The sequence below is a fragment of the Pseudomonas tolaasii NCPPB 2192 genome (genome assembly GCF_002813445.1).
GTDB lineage: Bacteria > Pseudomonadota > Gammaproteobacteria > Pseudomonadales > Pseudomonadaceae > Aquipseudomonas > Aquipseudomonas tolaasii.
In genome coordinates, this window is sequence record NZ_PHHD01000001.1 from 2,001,783 (window position 1) to 2,019,369 (window position 17,587).

General features: G+C 61.3%; 13 protein-coding genes and 1 pseudogene. 5 read left to right on the forward strand and 9 right to left on the reverse strand.

Annotated features, from left to right (window positions below; all coding sequences use genetic code 11):
- The first annotated feature begins 67 nt into the window (after nt 1–67).
- Nucleotides 68–292, forward strand: coding sequence for a DUF6124 family protein (locus ATI14_RS09350; RefSeq protein WP_016972684.1), 225 nt, complete (start codon nt 68–70; stop codon nt 290–292).
- A 114-nt stretch (nt 293–406) separates the two neighbouring features.
- On the opposite strand, the gene trxC is transcribed toward ATI14_RS09350, so the two are convergent.
- A complete protein-coding gene (gene trxC / locus ATI14_RS09355) occupies nt 407–841 on the reverse strand; it encodes a thioredoxin TrxC (RefSeq protein ID WP_016972683.1) in 435 nt (144 codons plus the stop codon).
- A 225-nt stretch (nt 842–1,066) separates the two neighbouring features.
- Between trxC and ATI14_RS09360 the strand changes: the two genes are divergently transcribed.
- Both ATI14_RS09360 and ATI14_RS09365 read left to right on the forward strand, forming a co-directional pair.
- Entirely contained in the window at nt 1,067–1,363 is a 297-nt protein-coding gene (locus ATI14_RS09360) for a type II toxin-antitoxin system HigB family toxin (protein ID WP_016972682.1), read from the forward strand.
- Nucleotides 1,360–1,761: a helix-turn-helix domain-containing protein gene (locus tag ATI14_RS09365; RefSeq protein ID WP_016972681.1), complete on the forward strand. Its 402-nt coding sequence runs from the start codon at nt 1,360–1,362 to the stop codon at nt 1,759–1,761. The genes ATI14_RS09360 and ATI14_RS09365 overlap by 4 nt, the downstream gene beginning before the upstream one ends.
- Here the strand turns inward: ATI14_RS09365 and ATI14_RS09370 are convergent.
- From ATI14_RS09370 to ATI14_RS31970, 6 genes and pseudogenes are all read right to left on the reverse strand, one after another.
- Nucleotides 1,741–2,013: a GNAT family N-acetyltransferase gene (locus ATI14_RS09370; protein WP_016972680.1), complete on the reverse strand. Its 273-nt coding sequence runs from the start codon at nt 2,011–2,013 to the stop codon at nt 1,741–1,743. The two genes, ATI14_RS09365 and ATI14_RS09370, sit on opposite strands and share 21 nt — an antisense overlap.
- A 12-nt stretch (nt 2,014–2,025) precedes the next feature.
- Complete coding sequence (gene selO, locus ATI14_RS09375; protein WP_016972679.1) at nt 2,026–3,489, reverse strand: protein adenylyltransferase SelO; 1,464 nt, start codon at nt 3,487–3,489, stop codon at nt 2,026–2,028.
- Nucleotides 3,490–3,537: 48 nt separating this feature from the next.
- A complete protein-coding gene (gene mscK, locus ATI14_RS09380) occupies nt 3,538–6,876 on the reverse strand; it encodes a mechanosensitive channel MscK (RefSeq protein WP_016972678.1) in 3,339 nt (1,112 codons plus the stop codon).
- A gap of 56 nt (nt 6,877–6,932) precedes the next feature.
- On the reverse strand, nt 6,933–8,675 hold the full coding sequence (locus tag ATI14_RS09385; protein ID WP_017254482.1) for a potassium/proton antiporter: 1,743 nt from the start codon (nt 8,673–8,675) through the stop codon (nt 6,933–6,935).
- Between the two features lie 226 nt (nt 8,676–8,901).
- On the reverse strand, nt 8,902–9,774 hold the full coding sequence (locus tag ATI14_RS31965) for a methyl-accepting chemotaxis protein (protein WP_370589143.1): 873 nt from the start codon (nt 9,772–9,774) through the stop codon (nt 8,902–8,904).
- A 30-nt stretch (nt 9,775–9,804) separates the two neighbouring features.
- Nucleotides 9,805–10,527 (reverse strand): annotated as a pseudogene (locus ATI14_RS31970) (MCP four helix bundle domain-containing protein); the annotation flags it as partial.
- 277 nt (nt 10,528–10,804) lie between these two features.
- On the opposite strand from ATI14_RS31970, the gene ATI14_RS09395 reads away from it, so the two are divergent.
- Together ATI14_RS09395 and ATI14_RS09400 are read left to right on the forward strand one after the other, a co-directional pair.
- Entirely contained in the window at nt 10,805–11,035 is a 231-nt protein-coding gene (locus ATI14_RS09395; protein ID WP_016972676.1) for a hypothetical protein, read from the forward strand.
- Nucleotides 11,032–11,325 (forward strand): cell division protein ZapA, encoded by a 294-nt coding sequence (locus ATI14_RS09400; protein ID WP_016972675.1) that lies wholly within the window; start codon nt 11,032–11,034, stop codon nt 11,323–11,325. Before ATI14_RS09395 ends, ATI14_RS09400 begins: the two co-directional genes overlap by 4 nt.
- Before the next feature lie 3 nt (nt 11,326–11,328).
- On the opposite strand, the gene ATI14_RS09405 is transcribed toward ATI14_RS09400, so the two are convergent.
- Together ATI14_RS09405 and putA are read right to left on the reverse strand one after the other, a co-directional pair.
- Nucleotides 11,329–13,131, reverse strand: a complete 1,803-nt coding sequence (locus ATI14_RS09405) for an acyl-CoA dehydrogenase (protein ID WP_016972674.1) — start codon at nt 13,129–13,131, stop codon at nt 11,329–11,331.
- Nucleotides 13,132–13,350: 219 nt separating this feature from the next.
- On the reverse strand, nt 13,351–17,304 hold the full coding sequence (putA, locus tag ATI14_RS09410) for a trifunctional transcriptional regulator/proline dehydrogenase/L-glutamate gamma-semialdehyde dehydrogenase (RefSeq protein ID WP_016972673.1): 3,954 nt from the start codon (nt 17,302–17,304) through the stop codon (nt 13,351–13,353).
- Nucleotides 17,305–17,587 lie beyond the last annotated feature (283 nt).

The following is a 17,587-nucleotide window of genomic DNA, read 5'->3' on the forward strand; positions in this document are numbered from 1 at the left end:
TGCGTACAGCTGCCACCCCTCCGTTTAGTAGCGGTGTGATGGCGGCCAAATTCGGGAAAAGTCGATTATGCCAAACGCTACCAAACTGTTCTGCGTATCACCCAACCTCCCCACCGAAACCCTCGTACTCAACAGCTTCGAAACCTTCTCCTCCGTCCGCACCTTGCTGCTCAACCTGTCCAACGACCTCTCCGGTGAACACCGTGACGTAGCCCTCGCCATCCATCAACTCAGCGAACTCGGCGTAATGCTGGTCGGCCAAATGATGGACCGCGAAGCCCCACTAGCCTGAGGTTTAAACGCGGTCAGGGTGGGAGCTGGCTTGCCTGCGATGCAAGCAACTCGGTCTGCCAGTTACACCGAGGTGATGCCATCGCAGGCAAGCCAGCTCCCACATTTGACCGTGTTAAACGCCTTGGCTTCGCAACCAGCTCATCAACTGCGGCAACGGAAACGCCCCGCTCTGGCGCGCCACTTCACGGCCGTTCCTGAACAGAATCAGACTGGGAATCGAGCGAATCCCCAACTGCGCCGACAACTGCTGATTCGCCTCGCTGTCCAGCTTCGCCAACCTGCACTTGCCCTCCAATTGCCCGGCGGCCTGTTCAAACACCGGCGCAAACGACTTGCACGGCCCGCACCAGTCCGCCCACACATCCACCAGCAATGGTAAATCGCCCTTGATCTGGCTGGCGTAGTCGCCTTGCTTAAGCTCAAACGGCTTATTCAGCAAAACTGGCTGCTTGCAGCGCCCGCATTTCGGCGCATCGCCCAGGCGTTCGCCGGGGATGCGGTTGAGGCCGTTGCAGTGGGGGCAGGGGATTACGAGTGGTTCGGACATGGTGGGCTTCTCTGATAGGGCCAATGGACTCTATTTGGAGCCGAACTCAGGGTTTATCAAGGCGACTCATCCGTTCACAGTTTCGCTCGTGCTGATCTGGGGTCGCGTATCTAGGCTGTCTAAGCCTGCTCTGTTTTGAGCCATTGGTCTGTTTGCGGTTATAGCAAATTGCGATATTCAGAATTCGGGTCTAACCTCCATAGCAAGATGCGATAAGGACGTTGCATGCGAGTGATCAGTGAAAAAAGAATCTGGGAAGCCAAGCAAAAGTGGCCACGTTCAGCCTCAGCGTTGGATCAGTGGTATCGGATCATGAAGCGAAATGATCCCAAGGACTTCGCGGCGATGAAAACCATGTTTCCCGCCACCGATAAAGTTGGGGTGTTTCATGTATTCGATATTGGCGGCAACAAGCTGAGGTTGATTGCGGGCGTGGAGTATCGAGCGCAGCGCGTTTACATCAAGCACCTGCTTGACCACCGCGATTATGAGAAAGACAAATGGAAGGAAAAAATCAGATGAGCGCGCTTATGCGAGTAGCGGCTGAGCACTGGCAATTCGTTTCGCCAGTCATGCGCAAGCCGGAAAACGAGGCGGATTACGACGCGCTGGTGTGCGGTCTGGACGAGTTGTTGAGCCTGATCGGCGAAAATGAAGACAGCCCGCTGATGAGCCTGGTGGATATTCTCAGTGACAGGATCGAAGCTTACGATCATGAGCATCGCCCCATGCCCGTCGCCAGCGGTGTCGACGTGCTGCGCTATATGATGCGCGAACACAACCTCACCCAGAGCGACCTGCCCGGCGTTGGCGCTCAATCGGTCGTCTCTGAGATATTGAGCGGCAAGCGCCACCTCAACGTACGGCAAATTCGTTGGCTGGCGGAGCGTTTTGGGGTTTCAGTGGAAACCTTTATCTAAGTACGGTGCCTGTGAACACATACACGCCGTGTCATCCACCACCCCGGCCTTATCGATCCGGGTATTGGAAAGCACGGCCTCGCGGATGAAACCGCAGCGTTCGGCCACTTTGATGCTGCGTGTGTTGCGCCTGGCGGTGGTGAGTTCGATGTGCTTGGCGTTGAAGTCATCCAGCGCCGTTTGCATGTTGGTGCGGGCGTTTTCCAGGCGGGAGCTGCGTAATAGCCCGGCCGGGATGTCAGAAAGCCTCATGGGTGCGTCTCCTTACGACGAACAGCTGATCTCCAAATGCTTGCCCCAATCCGGCGGCCGCTGTGCGTATTGCTCCATCCCCGGTTGCTCTGCAAACGGTTTGGACAGCACTTCATGCAGCCGCCGCACTTCGCTGTAATCCCCGGATTCGGCGGCGGCGATGGCGTTCTGCGCCAAGTAGTTGCGCAGGATGTACAGCGGGTTCACCGCGTGCATGCGCGTGCGGCGCTGTTCTTCGTTGTCGTCGCCATCCCGTGAAACGCGGGCCTTGTACAGTTCGGCCCAGGCATCAAACCCGGCCAGGTCGACAAAATCATCACGCAGTCGCGCCACCGCCAGCGCTGCCGATTCATCCCCCAGGCGCCGGAAGAACAGGGTGTAATCCACGCTGCTGTTCTGCATCAGTTTGAGCAGCCGCTCGACCAGTTTCTGGTCCTCGTCTTCAGCCGTGGTTAATCCCAACCGGCGGCGCATCAGGTCCAGGTAATGCGCCTGATACAGCGGCAGATACAGCCCCAGCGCTTCTTTCAACGCATCCACGCTGATAAACGGCGTCAACGCCTGCGCCAGCGCGCTGAGGTTCCACTGCCCAATAGGCACCTGATTGCTGAAGGAGTAACGCCCTTCATGATCGGAGTGGTTGCAGATGAAGTGCGCGTCAAAGTCATCGAGAAACGCAAACGGCCCGAAGTCGAACGTGATGCCGAGGATCGACATGTTGTCGGTGTTCATCACACCGTGGCAAAAACCGTACGCCTGCCATTTGGCGATCATCTCGGCATTGCGCTCGACGATTTCGCGGAACATCGCCAGGTAAGGCTCGGGCTGTTCGCGGCACTCTGGGTAGTGCAGGTTCAATACATGCTCGGCCAAAAGCGCCTGCTGCTCGGGTTTTTTGGTGTAGTAGAAGTACTCGAAATGGCCGAAGCGGATGTGGCTGGGCGCCAGGCGCAGGATCATCGCGCCGCGCTCCTGCTTCTCGCGCCACACGGGGGTGTCGGAGCCGATCACGCACAGCGCGCGGCTGCTGGGAATGCCCAGCGCGTGCAAGGCTTCGGAAGCCAGAAACTCACGGATGGAAGAACGCAGCACCGCGCGGCCATCACCCATGCGCGAGTAAGGCGTCATCCCGGCGCCTTTGAGGTGCAGGTCCCAGTGCTCGCCGGCCGCGTTGTACACCTCGCCGAGCAACAAACCCCGGCCATCACCCAGTTGCGGGGTATAGCCGCCGAACTGATGGCCTGAATAAACCATCGCCCGCGGCTCTGCTTCGGCCCACAGTTTGTGCCCGCCGAACAGTTCGGCAAATACCGGCGTTTCGGCCACTGCCGGGTCGAGGTCGAGCAGCGCCATGGCGGCATCGCTTGCCACCACCAGGCGCGGCGCGTCGAGGGGCTCGGGCAACACGTGGGTCGAGAATGCGTCGCCCAGGCGTGCGAAGCGGTTGTCGAAGGTCAGTTCGTCGAGGGCTTTCACCGGCCATCTCCAGCAGAATGTCCGAGCATTCTGCTGGGGATAGGCGCGTTAGTCGAGTTTGCCGGGTGGCGGTTCCTGCACACCGCCGTCGTTGGCGGGCTTGGACGGGGTGTCGACTTCCACCAGTTTGTATTCCTGGCCGTGGAGGTTCTTGAGGTAGACCTCCATCTGGCGGAACGAAATGTTGATGTGCTCTTTCTTGAACTCGCGGTTGATAAAGCGGTTCACTTCGTCGATCACCGGGTTGCGGTCGCCCAGGTCGCGCACGTGCATGCGCAGTTCGTGGTCGAGGGTGCTTTCGCCGAAGTTCAGGAAGTACACGTGAGGTTCCGGCTCCTTGAGCACGCGCGGGTTGTCGCGGGCGGCCTTGAGCAGCAGCTCTTTCACGCGGTCGAGGTCGGAGCCGTAGTCCACACCGAGTTTGAGGGTGACCCGGGTGATGGTGTCGGTCAGCGACCAGTTGATCAACTGCCCGGTAATAAAGGTTTTGTTCGGGACGATGATGTCTTTGCGGTCAAAGTCGGTGATCGTGGTGGCGCGGATGCGAATCTTGCTCACCGTGCCCGACAGGTTGCCGATGGTGATGGTGTCGCCAATGCGCACCGGGCGTTCGAACAAAATCATGATGCCGGAGATGAAGTTCGCGAAGATCTCCTGCATCCCGAAGCCTAACCCCACCGACAGCGCCGCCACCAGCCATTGCAGCTTGTCCCAACTCACGCCGAGGGTGGAAAGCGTCGACACAAAGCCTACGCCCGCAATCACATAAGACAACAAGGTGGTGGTCGCGTAGGCGCTGCCTTGGGCCAGGTCCAGCTTCGACAGCACCAGCACCTCCAACAAACCGGGCAAGTTGCGCGCCAGGGCGAAGGTGATGCCGACGATGATGGAGGCGCCGAGCAAGTCACCGATGCTGATCGGCACCATGCTGACATTGGCGCCGGTGCCGCTGGTGTATTCGTACAGCGTCACGTTGTCGAGGTAGGAGAACACGGTGATCAGGTCTTTCCACACCCAGTACAGCGCGGCAATAAAACCGCCGAGCAAGGCCAGGCGGATCAGGCGCATGGACTGTTCGTTGACCTGTTCGATGTCCAGCGTCGGCTCTTCGATCACCGCTTCGCCATCACCCGCTTCCTTGGCTGCCTGGCGTTTGGCCAAGGCTCGCGCGTAAGCCAGGCGCCGTGCGGCGACGCCCAGGCCGCGCACGAAGGTGGCTTCGATGACCAGCCAGAACATCAGCAGGTACAGGGTGTTGATCAGCCGGTCGCTGAGCTTGAGCGCGGTGTAGTAGTAGCCGAAGCACACGGCGATAAACAGCGCGATGGGCAGGGCGGTAAACACCAGGCCCACGAACTTGCGGAACAGCGAGGCTTTTTCGTGGGTCGGGCTGTTCAGCAGCAGGCGGCCGAGCAGCCAGGCCATCAGCGCGTAGCAGGTCAGCACCACGCCGATGCCCAGCACGTCGTCGGCCAGCGCGGCCGGCTGGTGCTCGGCGATGGCCACCACGGCTACCAGCGCGAGCACCACCAGCCCCAGCTTGCGAATCCAGCCCTGCAGAAACGCCACTTGTGGCCGTTCCCAGCGGAAATGCAGTTCCGCCACGCCACCCGGCGCGAGAATCCGGTAGGCGGTGTAGAACACCAGCCACGCCTGGGCAATCAGCAGCAGCGCAGCGCCGAGGTTGGCGTTCTGCCCGCGGGCGTCGATCTGCAGCGCATAGCCACACAACGCCAGGCCGAGGGACACCGGCATCGCCAGCAGAATGTTGATCAAAATGGCCTGGGGGGTGTGCCACTGGCTGTCGCGCTTGAAGTGGCCGATGTCCAGGTGAACCTTGTTGAGGCGCTGGTATAGCGCTTTGCGCCGCCACAATAACGCGCCGATCAACAGCAGCAATGGCAGGAACAGCAACGGGCGCTGGGTCAGGCCGTCATACAGTTCGCTGACGCTGGAGGCCCAGGGCAGGGTGGTGACTTGTTTGCTCAGGTGGTCCGGTACGGTTTCCAGCCACTCGGTGTCCAGCGGCTTGTTGCTGGGGATCCAGAACATTTGCTCGTCGAGGGTCGCGCGCAGGCTGGTGGCGGTGCTGAGCAGTTGTTTCTGGTTCAGTTGCAGGGTGATGGACTCGTTGAGCAGCGCGCTCAACTCACGGCTCAGGCGCTCAAGCAGGTCGCTGCGGGTGATCGCCAGTTCCAGCAGCGTGCGGCGCAGCTGCGGGGTGACGTCTTCCGGCGGCTGGTTGGCCAGCAGGCTATCTACATAGGTGCTGGGGGTGCTGATCAGTTCGCGTTGCTGGTTGACCTCGAACTGGTACAGGCGAATGTTGGCGATGTCGTCCGCCAGGTTGCGGTCGACGGTCAGGCGCGGCAACGCCTGCTTTTGTTTATAGAGGATCTTGGAGAGCAGCAGGCTGCCCTTGAGCACGTTGATTTGCTCATCCAAAGCCGAGTCGCTTTGGGTGACGGTGTCCAATTGCTGCTTGGTCTGCAGGTTTTTCTGGGTCAGGTCGTTGAGGCGGTCGGTGCTTTTGAGCAGGTAGTCGGACAGCTTCAGGTTGGCCGCGCTTTCCGTGGCGAGCAGGCTGCTGCCGCCGGCTTTCTGGGCTTCGATGGACTGCTGGGTAACGGTCTGTTGGGACTGCGCCAGGCGTTTCTGGTTGATCAGGGTTTGCAGGTCCTGAATTTCTTGCTCCAGGCGCGCGGTTTTTTCCACCACCAAGTCGTGCTGGCTGTTGCCCAGGTCTTGCAACTGGCTGTTGCCGGCCAGTTCCTGGCGCCGCAACGGGATCAAGGCATTCAAGGCCGCAAGTTCGGCGTTCAATTGGTTGCGCTGGTCACCGCTGAGGGCTTTGCCGTTGTCCTTGCCCAGCTTGAGGGTCGCGTTGATCTGCTGGATGCGCGTCTGGCTGCTGCTGATTTCGGTTTGCGCGCGTTCCGGGCGGGTTTGCGCGGCGATGGTCAGGCTGTTGGCGTCGGCCAGTTCTTTTTGCAGGTCACCTTGCTGGGTTGAGCGTTGCACCAGCAGTTGCTCAAGCTGCGGCACCGGCAACGTGGCATAGCGTTGTGCCACGGGGACGACTTTGGTGGCCTTGAGCCGCACCAGCTCGCGCTGGTTGTCGGTGGTCTGGCGCGGGGCGTCTTCCAGCTGGCGCTTGAGGTCGGTGAGGCGCTGTTCGTATTCCTGTTTGTTGCCCAGAGACGTCAGGGTCTGTTGCAGGATGGTTTGCAGCGCCTTCATATCGGCGTCAGGCAGCTTGCGGTCGGGCAGTTTGTCCAGGGTTTGCTGGATGGCATCGGCGCTGGGCGGGTCGGCGGCGTAAACGCTGCCGACACAAAGGGTCAGGCCCAGCAGGGCAGTGGCTAAGAAGGTGCGCAGAGTCGTCATGGATACCGGTCGAGCAAGGTAAAGAGGTGAGGGGCGTGGCGCCATAGCCCCGCAGTTTAGAGGAAGAGCCCGGGGCCCGGACGACTTCCTTCGGGGAATTTGACGCCGACTTTTCCGATCTTGTTCCCGTCCATGACTGCGACGGTCCACAGCGTATTGTTCCATTCCACCTGGTCGCCGACGACCGGCGCGCCGCCGACCTTCTGGGTGATGAAGCGGCTGAGCGGCATGTCCGGGTCGATACCTTCGAGCTTGAGGCCGTACAGCGCGGACACTGCGCCCAGCTGGGCGTCGCCTTCAAGCACGAAGTCGCCGAAGAAACGCAGGTCGAGGCCACGTTGCGGCGCCTGGCTGAACAGCTTGCCCAGGGCCGGCAGGTTGTGTTCATGGCCGATCACGCAGAGCAAGTCGTCGACTTCCAGCACCGTACTACCCGACGGATGGAGCAGTTGCTGGCCGCGAAACAGCGCGGCGATCCGCGTGCCTTCGGGCATTTTCAGCTCGCGCAGGGCGGCGCCGATGCACCATTTCTCGGCGCCGAGGCGGTAGACGAACAGCTCCCACTCGCTGGTGACGTGCACTTCCAGCGCTGCGCGGGAGATGGGCGCCGGGTCCGGCGGTACGGTCACTTTGAGCAGCTTGGCCACCCACGGCAGGCTGGTGCCTTGTACCAGCAACGAGACCAGCACGATAAAGAAAGCGAGGTTGAAGTACAGCTGCGCGTGGGGCAGGCCGGCCATCAGCGGGAACACCGCCAGAATGATCGGCACCGCGCCGCGCAGGCCGACCCAGGCGATAAAGGCTTTTTCGCGGCCGTGGAACGCCTTGAACGGCAACAGGCCGACGATCACCGACAGCGGCCGCGCAAACAGGATCATCCACAGCGCCAGGCCCAGGGCCGGCAGCGCGATCGGCAGCAGATCGTGCGGCGTAACCAGCAGGCCCAGCACCAAAAACATGCCGATTTGTGCCAGCCAGGCCATGCCGTCGAGCATATGCAAAATGCCATGACGGCTGCGCACCGGACGGTTACCGATCACCAGCCCGCACAGGTACACGGCGAGGAAGCCGCTGCCGTGCAAGGCGTTGGTGAGGGCGAAGACAAACAGGCCGCCGGCGATCACCAGAATCGGGTACAGACCGGTGGCCAGGTTGATGCGGTTGACCAGTTGCAGCATCAGCCAGCCGCCGCCCAGGCCGACGATGCCGCCGATGCCGAACTCGCGGATCAGGTGCGTCAACAGGCTCCAGTGCAGGCCGGTCTGGCCGCTGGCGAGCATGTCGATCAGGGTGACGGTGAGAAACACTGCCATCGGGTCGTTGCTGCCGGACTCGATTTCCAGGCTGGCCGTCACCCGTTCGTTCAGGCCCTTGCCGCCGAGCAGCGAGAACACGGCTGCGGCATCGGTGGAGCCAACGATGGCGCCGATCAGCAAGCCTTGAATGATATTGAGGTTGAACAGCCAGGCCGCCGCCATGCCGGTGAGGCCGGTGGTGATCAACACGCCCACCGTGGCCAGCGACAACGCCGGCCAGAGCGCCACGCGAAAACTCGCCACCCGCGTGCGCAGGCCGCCATCGAGCAGGATGACCGCCAGCGCGAGGTTGCCCACCAGGTAGGCGGTCGGGTAGTTATCGAAGATGATGCCGCCGCCATCGACACCGGCGACCATGCCCACAGCCAGGATGATCACCAGAATCGGGATCCCCAGGCGGGACGAAAGAGAACTCACCAGAATGCTCGCACTCACCAGCAACGCGCCGATCAAGAACAGGCTGTTGATGGTCGTCGCATTCAAAGGCAGTACTCCAGAACTGGGTAGACGAGGCGCACACTGACCATGCAGTCTGCGTGCCAGCGATTCTAACCTGTTGAATTGCTGCGCTGTCAAAAGATCGTTCCAATGTGGGCGCTGGCTTGTGTGGGAGCCGGGCTTGCCCGCGATGCAGGCGCCTCGATCTTCAGGTGGATCGAGGTGATGCCATCGCAGGCAAGCCAGCTCCCACAGAGGGAGGCATTGTCAGTCAGAGGCGGAAACGCCCCACCATCCCGTTCAAGTCCACTGCCAGACGTGACAGCTCGCTGCTCGCCGCACTGGTCTGGCTGGCGCCGGTGGCCGATTGCACCGACAGATCGCGGATATTCACCAGGTTACGGTCCACTTCCCGCGCCACTTGCGCCTGTTCTTCCGCTGCGCTGGCGATGACCAGGTTGCGCTCGTTGATTTCCACGATGGCCGAGTTGATCGTATCCAGCGACATCCCTGCACCTTTGGCAATGTTCAGCGTCGATTCCGCGCGTTCGGTGCTGTTGCGCATGGAATCCACCGCGTGCTCGGTGCCGGCCTGGATGCTGCCGATCATGCGTTCAATCTCGCTGGTCGATTGCTGGGTGCGATGGGCCAGCGCCCGCACTTCGTCGGCCACCACCGCAAAACCACGGCCTGCTTCGCCAGCGCGCGCGGCTTCAATCGCGGCGTTCAGGGCCAGCAGGTTGGTCTGGTCGGCCAGGCCGCGAATCACGTCCAGCACCTTGCCGATGTCCCTCGATTCGTTGGCCAGGTCGCCAATCAACGTGGCGGTCGCCTGCACATCGCCGCTCATGCGTTCGATGGCGCTGACGGTTTCCTGCACCAGATCGCGGCCGTCGCCGGCAGAGGTGGTGGCATTGCGCGAGGCTTCGGAGGTACTGACGGCGTTGCGCGCAACTTCTTCGACGGCGCTGGTCATCTCGTTGACCGCCGTGGCGGCTTGTTCGATTTCGTTGTTCTGCTGGGTCAGGCCGCGAGCGCTTTCGTCGGTGACGGCGTTCAGCTCCTCGGCGGCGGAAGCCAGCTGGGTGGCAGAGCCGGCGATGCGTTGCAGGGTGTCGCGCAGCTTGTCCTGCATCTTGGCCATGGCGGCGAGCAGGCGGCCGGCTTCGTCGTTGCCTTCAACCTTGATCGGGCGGGTGAGGTTGCCTTCGGCGACTTCTTCGGCGGCGTCCAGTGCCTGGGAAATCGGCACGGTGATGCTGCGGGTCAGCAGCCAGGCGAACAGCACGGTCAGGGCCGTGGTCAGTACCAGCAGGCCCACCACCAGTTTGAAGGCGGTGTCGTACTGGTCCTTGGCGGCTTGATTGGTGGCCAGCGCCATTTTGCTGTTGATTTCCACCAGGCGGTCCATGGTGGCGTTGATCTTGTCGGAGTTGGCCAACAGTTCGGTATTGAGCAAGGTGCGCAGTTCATCGAGCTGGTTGGCGCCGGACAGCGTCATCATGCGCGCTTCGATCTGACGGTACTGGCTCAACAGCTGCACGTATTCGTTATAGGCGCTGCGCTCTTCAGGGCTTTCGATCAGCTTTTCGTAAACCGCCTGGGCGGCACGAATCTGCTGGTTGCGCGTTTCAAACGATTGCAGGGTCTTTTGCTGGACGTCCGGTTCGCGGTTGGTCAGCAGGCGGTAGGACAAAACACGCAGGCGCAGGGTCAGTTGGGTGAACTCGTCCAGGGCGCGAATGCTTGGCACGCTGCTCAGGGTGATGTCGTCGGTGGCCGCGCGAATCTTGCTCATCTGGTTCAAGGCAAACACACCAAGAAACAGCATCAGTGCGCCAATAAAAGCAAAGCCGAGGAACGCCCGCGGAGCGATATTCATATTTCGTAGGGACATGCTGGGATCCTGAAAGGACCGCGATCCGTGCGGGCTTGAGACGAGGGTGTGTATGGCCTATCGGCCATACGACTAAAGTCTTAAGCGGGTGCGCGCTTTTGTCGCATCGGACGACGGGTTGGTTCGATTCAGGAACCAGATCGGGTAATTGCAGTCACTAAGGCTCGAAAGTGCGGCCCGGCCCTTAAAAATCGGGCTGTGCGCCAGGGATAACCCTGGCATCCGAGGTGAATTTTCTTTATCGTCACCGCCCTTTGAAAATGCCCGAGAAATCAAAATGTTAGAAGCATCCCTCAGTCAACTGGAACAGCTGGTCAGCGACCTCGTACAACAGAATCAAGACCTGCTGGGCAGCAACGAATCCCTCAAGGCCGAACTGGCCCGCGCCAAGGATGAAAACGACAGCCTGCAATTGAACCTGATGGAACAGGAAGAAAAGAACGGCGCCACCGCCGCGCGCATTCAGGCTTTGGTTGAGCGTGTGAGCGCAGGGCCTGTCAGCGCATGAATGAAGGGATAAAGGTCGTTTCGATTCTCGGTGAGGATTACTCGATCAAGGCGCCGCAAGGGGAGGAGCACACCCTGATGCACGCCGTGACCATGCTCAAGGCTTCCCTGGCCACCACCAAGAAAAAGTACCCGACGCTGATCGGTGACAAATTGCTGGTACTGGCCGCGCTGAACCTGTGCGCCGAGCAGATCGAAATGCAAAAGCACCACCAGCAGGACCTCGACCGTTACCAAGAGCAAGTCAGCGCCACGGTCGACGTGATCTCCAAGGCTATCGGACAGCCTTAGGGGTTAGAACCACTCATCCTGCATGCCGAGGCACGTGTCATCGCGTGCCTCAAGAATCGCCAGTTCATGATGGCAGCCCGGCACTTCCCAGGTCAGGAAGTACCGGGCGGCCTGGAGCTTGCCTTTATAGAAGGCCGCATCGGCCGCATTGCCTTTGGCCAAGCCTTCTTCGGCGCGTATCGCTTGCTCCAGCCAGCGCCAGCCAATCACCGTATGCCCGAATACTTTCAGGTACAGCGCCGAGTTTGCGAGGCTGCTGTTGACCTTGCCTTGGGCGAGATCCGTCAGCAGGCCGAGGGTCACCGCTTGCAGGCGGTTGACCAAATGTTCCAGCGGTTCCCTCAGCGCGGTGAGGCTTTGGTGTTCCTGCGCGCGGGCGCCGGTTTCGGCGATCAGGCGGATCAGTTGCTTCAAGCCCGCGCCGCCATTCTGCGCGAGCTTGCGCCCCAGCAAATCCAGGGACTGAATGCCGTGGGTGCCTTCATGAATCGGGTTCAGGCGGTTGTCGCGGTAGTACTGTTCCACCGGGTATTCACGGGTGTAGCCGTGACCGCCGAGAATCTGGATCGCCAGTTCGTTGGCCTTGAGGCAAAACTCCGATGGCCAGGATTTGACGATGGGGGTGAGCAAATCCAGCAATTCGTGGGCCTGTTTGCGCTCGGCTTCGGTTTCCAGGGTGGTGGTGTCGTCGAACAGGCGCGCGGCATACAGGCCCAAGTCGAATGAACCTTCGACGTAAGCTTTCTGGGTCAGCAGCATGCGCTTGATATCGGCGTGCTGGATGATCGAGACCGGCGCGGTGCTCGGGTCTTTGCTGTCGGGCAGTCGGCCTTGCGGGCGTTCGCGGGCGTACTCCAGCGAGTACAGGTAGCCGGCGTAACCGAGCATCACCGCACCCATGCCGACGCCAATGCGCGCCTCGTTCATCATCTGGAACATGCAGCTAAGGCCCTGGTGCGGCTTGCCCACCAGATAGCCGACGCAATTACCGTTATCGCCGAAGTTCAGCGCGGTGGAAGTGGTGCCGCGCCAGCCCATCTTGTGGAACAGCCCGGCCAGCAGCACGTCATTGCGCTCGCCCAGGCTGCCGTCGTCGTTGACGAGGAATTTGGGCACGATAAACAGCGAAATGCCCTTCACGCCGGGCGGCGCGTCCGGCAGCTTGGCCAGCACCATGTGCACGATGTTTTCCGACAGCGGGTGATCGCCGCCGGAAATGAAGATCTTGTTGCCCTTGAGGCGATAAGTGCCGTCAGCCGCTGGCTCTGCGCGTGTACGTATATCTGACAAGGACGAGCCTGCATGCGGCTCGGTCAGCGCCATGGTGCCGAAGAAGCGGCCATCGATCATCGGCTGCAGGAAGCGTTGTTTTTGCGCCTCGGTGCCGAAGCTTTCGATCAGGTTGGCGGCGCCCATGGTCAGGAACGGGTAGGACGTGGAGGCGGCGTTGGCGGCCTGGAAGTGCGCAAAGCAGGCCTGGGACAGCAGGGTCGGCAACTGCATGCCGCCGGCGTCGAAACTGCGCGCGGCGTTGAGGAAGCCGGCTTCCAGGAAGGCGTCTACGGCCGGTTTTACTTCCGGAATCAGGATGGCTTTGCCGTCCTCGAAGCGCGGTTCGTTTTCGTCGTTTTTGCGGTTGTGTGGCGCGAAGTATTTTTCCGCAATGTTACGCGCGGTACTGATCGCGGCATCGAAGGTTTCGCGGTTGTGTTCGGCAAACCGCTCGCGCTGGGTCAGGCCTTCGGCATCGAGGACTTCATACAGCTCGAAAGCCAGATTGCGGGAACTGAGCAGCGTCTCGGACATGGCGGCTTACCTGTGTGGGGATGGGCCTGAGTCTAAGTGCGCGAATAGAGGCTGGATAGCAAGATTGATTTGCGTGATGCAGGTGCAAAACGCGAAGAGGGCGAGATCGTTCCCACGCTCCGCGTGGGAACGCCTCTGGTGACGCTCTGCGTCACGCTTTGGGACGCAGAGCGTCCCGGGCTGCATTCCCACGCAGAGCGTGGGAACGATCAGGCGTAGTTAGCCGATGGTCATCAGGCTGGCGTTGCCGCCTGCCGCCGCGGTGTTCACGCTCAGGGCTCGTTCGATTACCAGGCGCTCCAGCGCAATCGCCGTCTCGCCTTGCGACAAACCATGCACCCCGACAATCGCACCGCTCCGCTGCGCCACTTGCTGGCATACCGCACGCAGTTGGTCGGAATCGCCGTGGTGCAGGACGGCATCGAACACCACTTCATCCTTGGTCCAGTCGGCCACACGTTTGATCCTCGCCTGAATTTCCTTCGGCAAGCGTGGGAACAAGGCCTTGGTCAGGTCAGTTTCCGGCCAAACCGCCGAGCCGCCGACGGCCAATACCGCCGCGAGTTGCGTCAGCAGGTCGCCTTCCACGTCCGCCAGGCACAGCACGTGCTCGCGCGGCAGGATGGCGTAGCTGTTGCGCTCGCCGGTCGGGCCGGCCAGTTGGCGGGTGATACCGCTTTGCGATTGCGCGGCGAACCGGTTGCACAGGGCGCTCAGGTCGCTGAACTGGTTGCTGTCGGCCCAGTTTTTCAAGGCGGTCAGCGGCTGGCTCATGGCGTCACGCAGGCGCACATCCGGCGCTGTCAGCTTGTCGCTGCGTACGAAGGATTGTTCGATCGCATCCGTAGGACGAGTGGACAAAAGGCGGTACAGGTACAGCGGACCACCGGCTTTAGGGCCGGTGCCCGACAAACCTTCGCCGCCGAACGGCTGCACACCGACCACGGCGCCGACGATGTTGCGGTTCACGTAGACGTTACCGGCATTGACGTTGTCGATCACCTTGGCGATGGTCTCGTCGATGCGGGTGTGCACGCCCAGGGTCAGGCCGTAGCCCGATGCATTGATCTGGCCGATCAATTGGTCGATTTCTTTGCGCTTGTAGCGCACCACGTGCAGCACCGGGCCGAAAATCTCCCGTTGCAGTTCGTCGAAGCTTTCCAGCTCGATCAGGGTTGGCATCACGAAGGTGCCGCGCTTGATTTCTTCGCCGTCGGCAATTGCCACTTGGTACACCGTGCGGCCTTTGTCGCGCATGGCCTGGATGTGCTTCTCGATGCCGGCCTTGGCTTCGGCGTCGATCACCGGGCCGATGTCTACCGACAGGCGCTCCGGGTTGCCCAAACGGCATTCCGCCATGGCGCCCTTGAGCATTTCGATGACACGGTCTGCCGAATCTTCCTGCAGGCACAACACACGCAGGGCCGAGCAACGTTGGCCAGCGCTGTCGAATGCCGACGACACCACGTCGATCACCACTTGTTCAGTCAGTGCCGAAGAATCGACGATCATGGCGTTCTGGCCACCGGTCTCGGCGATCAGCGGGATCGGACGACCCTGAGCATCCAGGCGCCCGGCGACGTTGCGTTGCAGCAGGCGCGCCACTTCGGTGGAGCCGGTGAACATCACGCCTTTGACGCGATCATCACCCACCAGGCGCGCACCGACGGTCTCGCCCTGGCCCGGCAGTAATTGCAGCACGCCTTCCGGGATGCCGGCTTCCAGCAGGATGCGCACGGCTTGGGCGGCGACCAGCGGCGTTTGCTCGGCAGGCTTCGCCAGGACCGGGTTGCCGGCGGCCAGTGCAGCAGCAACCTGACCACTGAAAATCGCCAGCGGGAAGTTCCACGGGCTGATGCACACTACCGGGCCCAGTGGGCGGTGGGCGTCGTTGGTGAAATCGTTGCGCGCCTGCACCGCGTAGTAGCGCAGAAAATCCACCGCTTCACGCACTTCGGCGATGGCGTTGGCGAAGGTCTTGCCGGCTTCGCGAGCCAGCAGGCCCATCAGCGGCTGGATCTCGCCTTCCATCAAGTCGGCGGCACGCTCCAGGATCGCAGCGCGCTCGGCGGGCGGGGTGGCTTGCCAGATCGGGCCGGCGCTGATGGCGCATTGAATGGCATTGTCGACGTCGGCAACGGTGGCTTCTTGCACATGGCCAACCACATCACGCAGGTCGGACGGGTTCAGCACCGGTGCGGCCGCTTCATTGCTGGAGGCGCAACCGAGCATCGGCGCGGCTTTCCAGTTGTTATGCGCGGTGGCCAGCAGGGCGCAGGACAGTGACGCCAGACGGTGTTCGTTGGCCAGGTCGATACCGGCCGAGTTGGCGCGGTCGCTGCCGTAGAGGTCGCGCGGCAGTGGAATACGCGGGTGTGGCAGTCCAAAGCCGCCTTCCAGCGTGGCCATTTGCTCGATGCTGGCGACCGGGTCGGCCACCAGTTCCTGGATCGAAATGGATTGGTCGGCGATGCGGTTGACGAACGAGGTATTGGCGCCGTTTTCCAGCAGGCGACGCACCAGGTAGGCCAGTAATGTTTCGTGGGTGCCGACTGGGGCGTACACGCGGCACGGACGGTTCAATTTGCCTTCGGAAACCTTGCCTACAACTTGCTCGTACAGCGGTTCACCCATGCCGTGCAGGCATTGGAATTCGTACTGGCCGGGGTAATAGTTCTGGCCGGCGATATGGTAAATCGCCGACAAGGTGTGGGCGTTGTGCGTGGCGAACTGCGGGTAAATAACTTCCGGTACCGACAGCAGTTTGCGGGCGCAGGCGATGTAGGACACGTCGGTGTACACCTTGCGGGTGTAGACCGGGTAGCCTTCCAGGCCTTCGACCTGGGCGCGCTTGATTTCGCTGTCCCAGTACGCGCCTTTCACCAGGCGGATCATCAGGCGGTGGCGGCTGCGGCGCGCCAGGTCGATGACATAGTCGATCACGTACGGGCAACGCTTCTGGTAAGCCTGGATCACGAAACCGATGCCGTTCCAGCCGGTCAGTTGCGGCTCGAAGCACAGGCGCTCCAGCAGGTCGAGCGACAGCTCCAGGCGGTCGGCTTCTTCGGCGTCGATATTCAGGCCGATGTCGTACTGCTTGGCCAAAAGGGTCAGGGACAGCAGGCGCGGGTACAGCTCATCCATCACACGCTCGTACTGCGCGCGGCTATAACGTGGGTGCAGGGCCGAGAGTTTGATGGAGATGCCCGGGCCTTCATAAATCCCGCGGCCGTGGGAGGCTTTGCCGATGGAGTGAATGGCTTGTTCGTACGACGCCAGGTACTTCTGGGCGTCGTGTTCGGTCAGTGCGGCTTCGCCGAGCATGTCGTAGGAATAGCGGAAGCCCTTGGCTTCGAACTTGCTCGCGTTGGCCAGGGCTTCGGCGATGGTTTCGCCGGTGACGAACTGCTCGCCCATCAGGCGCATGGCCATGTCGACGCCCTTGCGGATCATCGGCTCGCCGCTCTTGCCGATGATGCGGCTCAGGGATGAGGTCAGGCCCGCTTCGTTATGGGTGGCGACCAGTTTGCCGGTCAGCAGCAGACCCCAGGTGGCCGCGTTGACGAACAGCGACGGGCTGTTGCCCAGGTGCGGCTGCCAGTTGCCGGTGCTGATCTTGTCGCGGATCAGCGCGTCACGGGTGCCTTTGTCCGGGATGCGCAGCAGCGCCTCGGCCAGGCACATCAGTGCTACACCTTCCTGGGACGACAGGGAAAATTCCTGCAGCAGGCCCTGAACGATGCCTGCACGGCCGCCAGCACTCTTCTGATTACGCAGTTTTTCCGCAATCGAGGCGGCCAGCTTGTTGGTGGCTTCGGCCATGGGCTGCGGCAGGCGAGCCTGTTCGATCAGCATTGGCACCACTTCCGGCTCCGGGCGGCGGTAAGCGGCGGTGATCGAGGCGCGCAGTACCGATTGCGGCAGGATGCTCTCGGCGAACTCCAGGAAGCACTGGTGGGCGTGGTCCGGCTGGACGTCGCCTGCGTCTTCAGTGTCTTTGGTGCTCAAGCCATTGAGCTCGGTCAGGGTTGCACCCCCCTCCAGTTTCTCCAGGTAATTGAAAATCGCCTGCTTGATCAGCCAGTGCGGCGTGCGATCAATGGAGGTCGCGGCGGCCTTCAGGCGTTCGCGGGTCGGGTCGTCGAGTTTGACCCCAAGGGTGGTCGTTGCCATCTTTTTATCCTCATGGGTGCCACTACCGAGTGGCATCTGCTGGCGGCAAGATTAGCTTTGCGCATGCCGAGGTGCAACCGGGTGCAACCCTTTTTTGCCGATGATTTTTTTGATGGCGATCGAGTGAACTGAACAGGTACGTCGAATCGGCTGCATCAAGGTGCAAATAGTTCTGAGTTTGGCTGCGCTTGCTCCGAAAAGGAGCAAAAACGCGGTGTTTTCCGTAAATCACACCCAGGTGCAACTTATTCTCAAGAAACTGGTTGCACCTTATTTGCTTTGT

Bases quoted from the DNA above. Each gene is read 5' to 3' on its own strand.
- ATI14_RS09350 (WP_016972684.1), top strand. From the start codon at position 68: ATGCCAAACGCTACCAAACTGTTCTGCGTATCACCCAACCTCCCCACC.
- trxC (WP_016972683.1), bottom strand. From the start codon at position 841: ATGTCCGAACCACTCGTAATCCCCTGCCCCCACTGCAACGGCCTCAAC.
- ATI14_RS09360 (WP_016972682.1), top strand. From the start codon at position 1,067: ATGCGAGTGATCAGTGAAAAAAGAATCTGGGAAGCCAAGCAAAAGTGG.
- ATI14_RS09365 (WP_016972681.1), top strand. From the start codon at position 1,360: ATGAGCGCGCTTATGCGAGTAGCGGCTGAGCACTGGCAATTCGTTTCG.
- ATI14_RS09370 (WP_016972680.1), bottom strand. From the start codon at position 2,013: ATGAGGCTTTCTGACATCCCGGCCGGGCTATTACGCAGCTCCCGCCTG.
- mscK (WP_016972678.1), bottom strand. From the start codon at position 6,876: ATGACGACTCTGCGCACCTTCTTAGCCACTGCCCTGCTGGGCCTGACC.
- ATI14_RS31965 (WP_370589143.1), bottom strand. From the start codon at position 9,774: ATGGCCAAGATGCAGGACAAGCTGCGCGACACCCTGCAACGCATCGCC.
- ATI14_RS09395 (WP_016972676.1), top strand. From the start codon at position 10,805: ATGTTAGAAGCATCCCTCAGTCAACTGGAACAGCTGGTCAGCGACCTC.
- ATI14_RS09400 (WP_016972675.1), top strand. From the start codon at position 11,032: ATGAATGAAGGGATAAAGGTCGTTTCGATTCTCGGTGAGGATTACTCG.
- ATI14_RS09405 (WP_016972674.1), bottom strand. From the start codon at position 13,131: ATGTCCGAGACGCTGCTCAGTTCCCGCAATCTGGCTTTCGAGCTGTAT.
- putA (WP_016972673.1), bottom strand. From the start codon at position 17,304: ATGGCAACGACCACCCTTGGGGTCAAACTCGACGACCCGACCCGCGAA.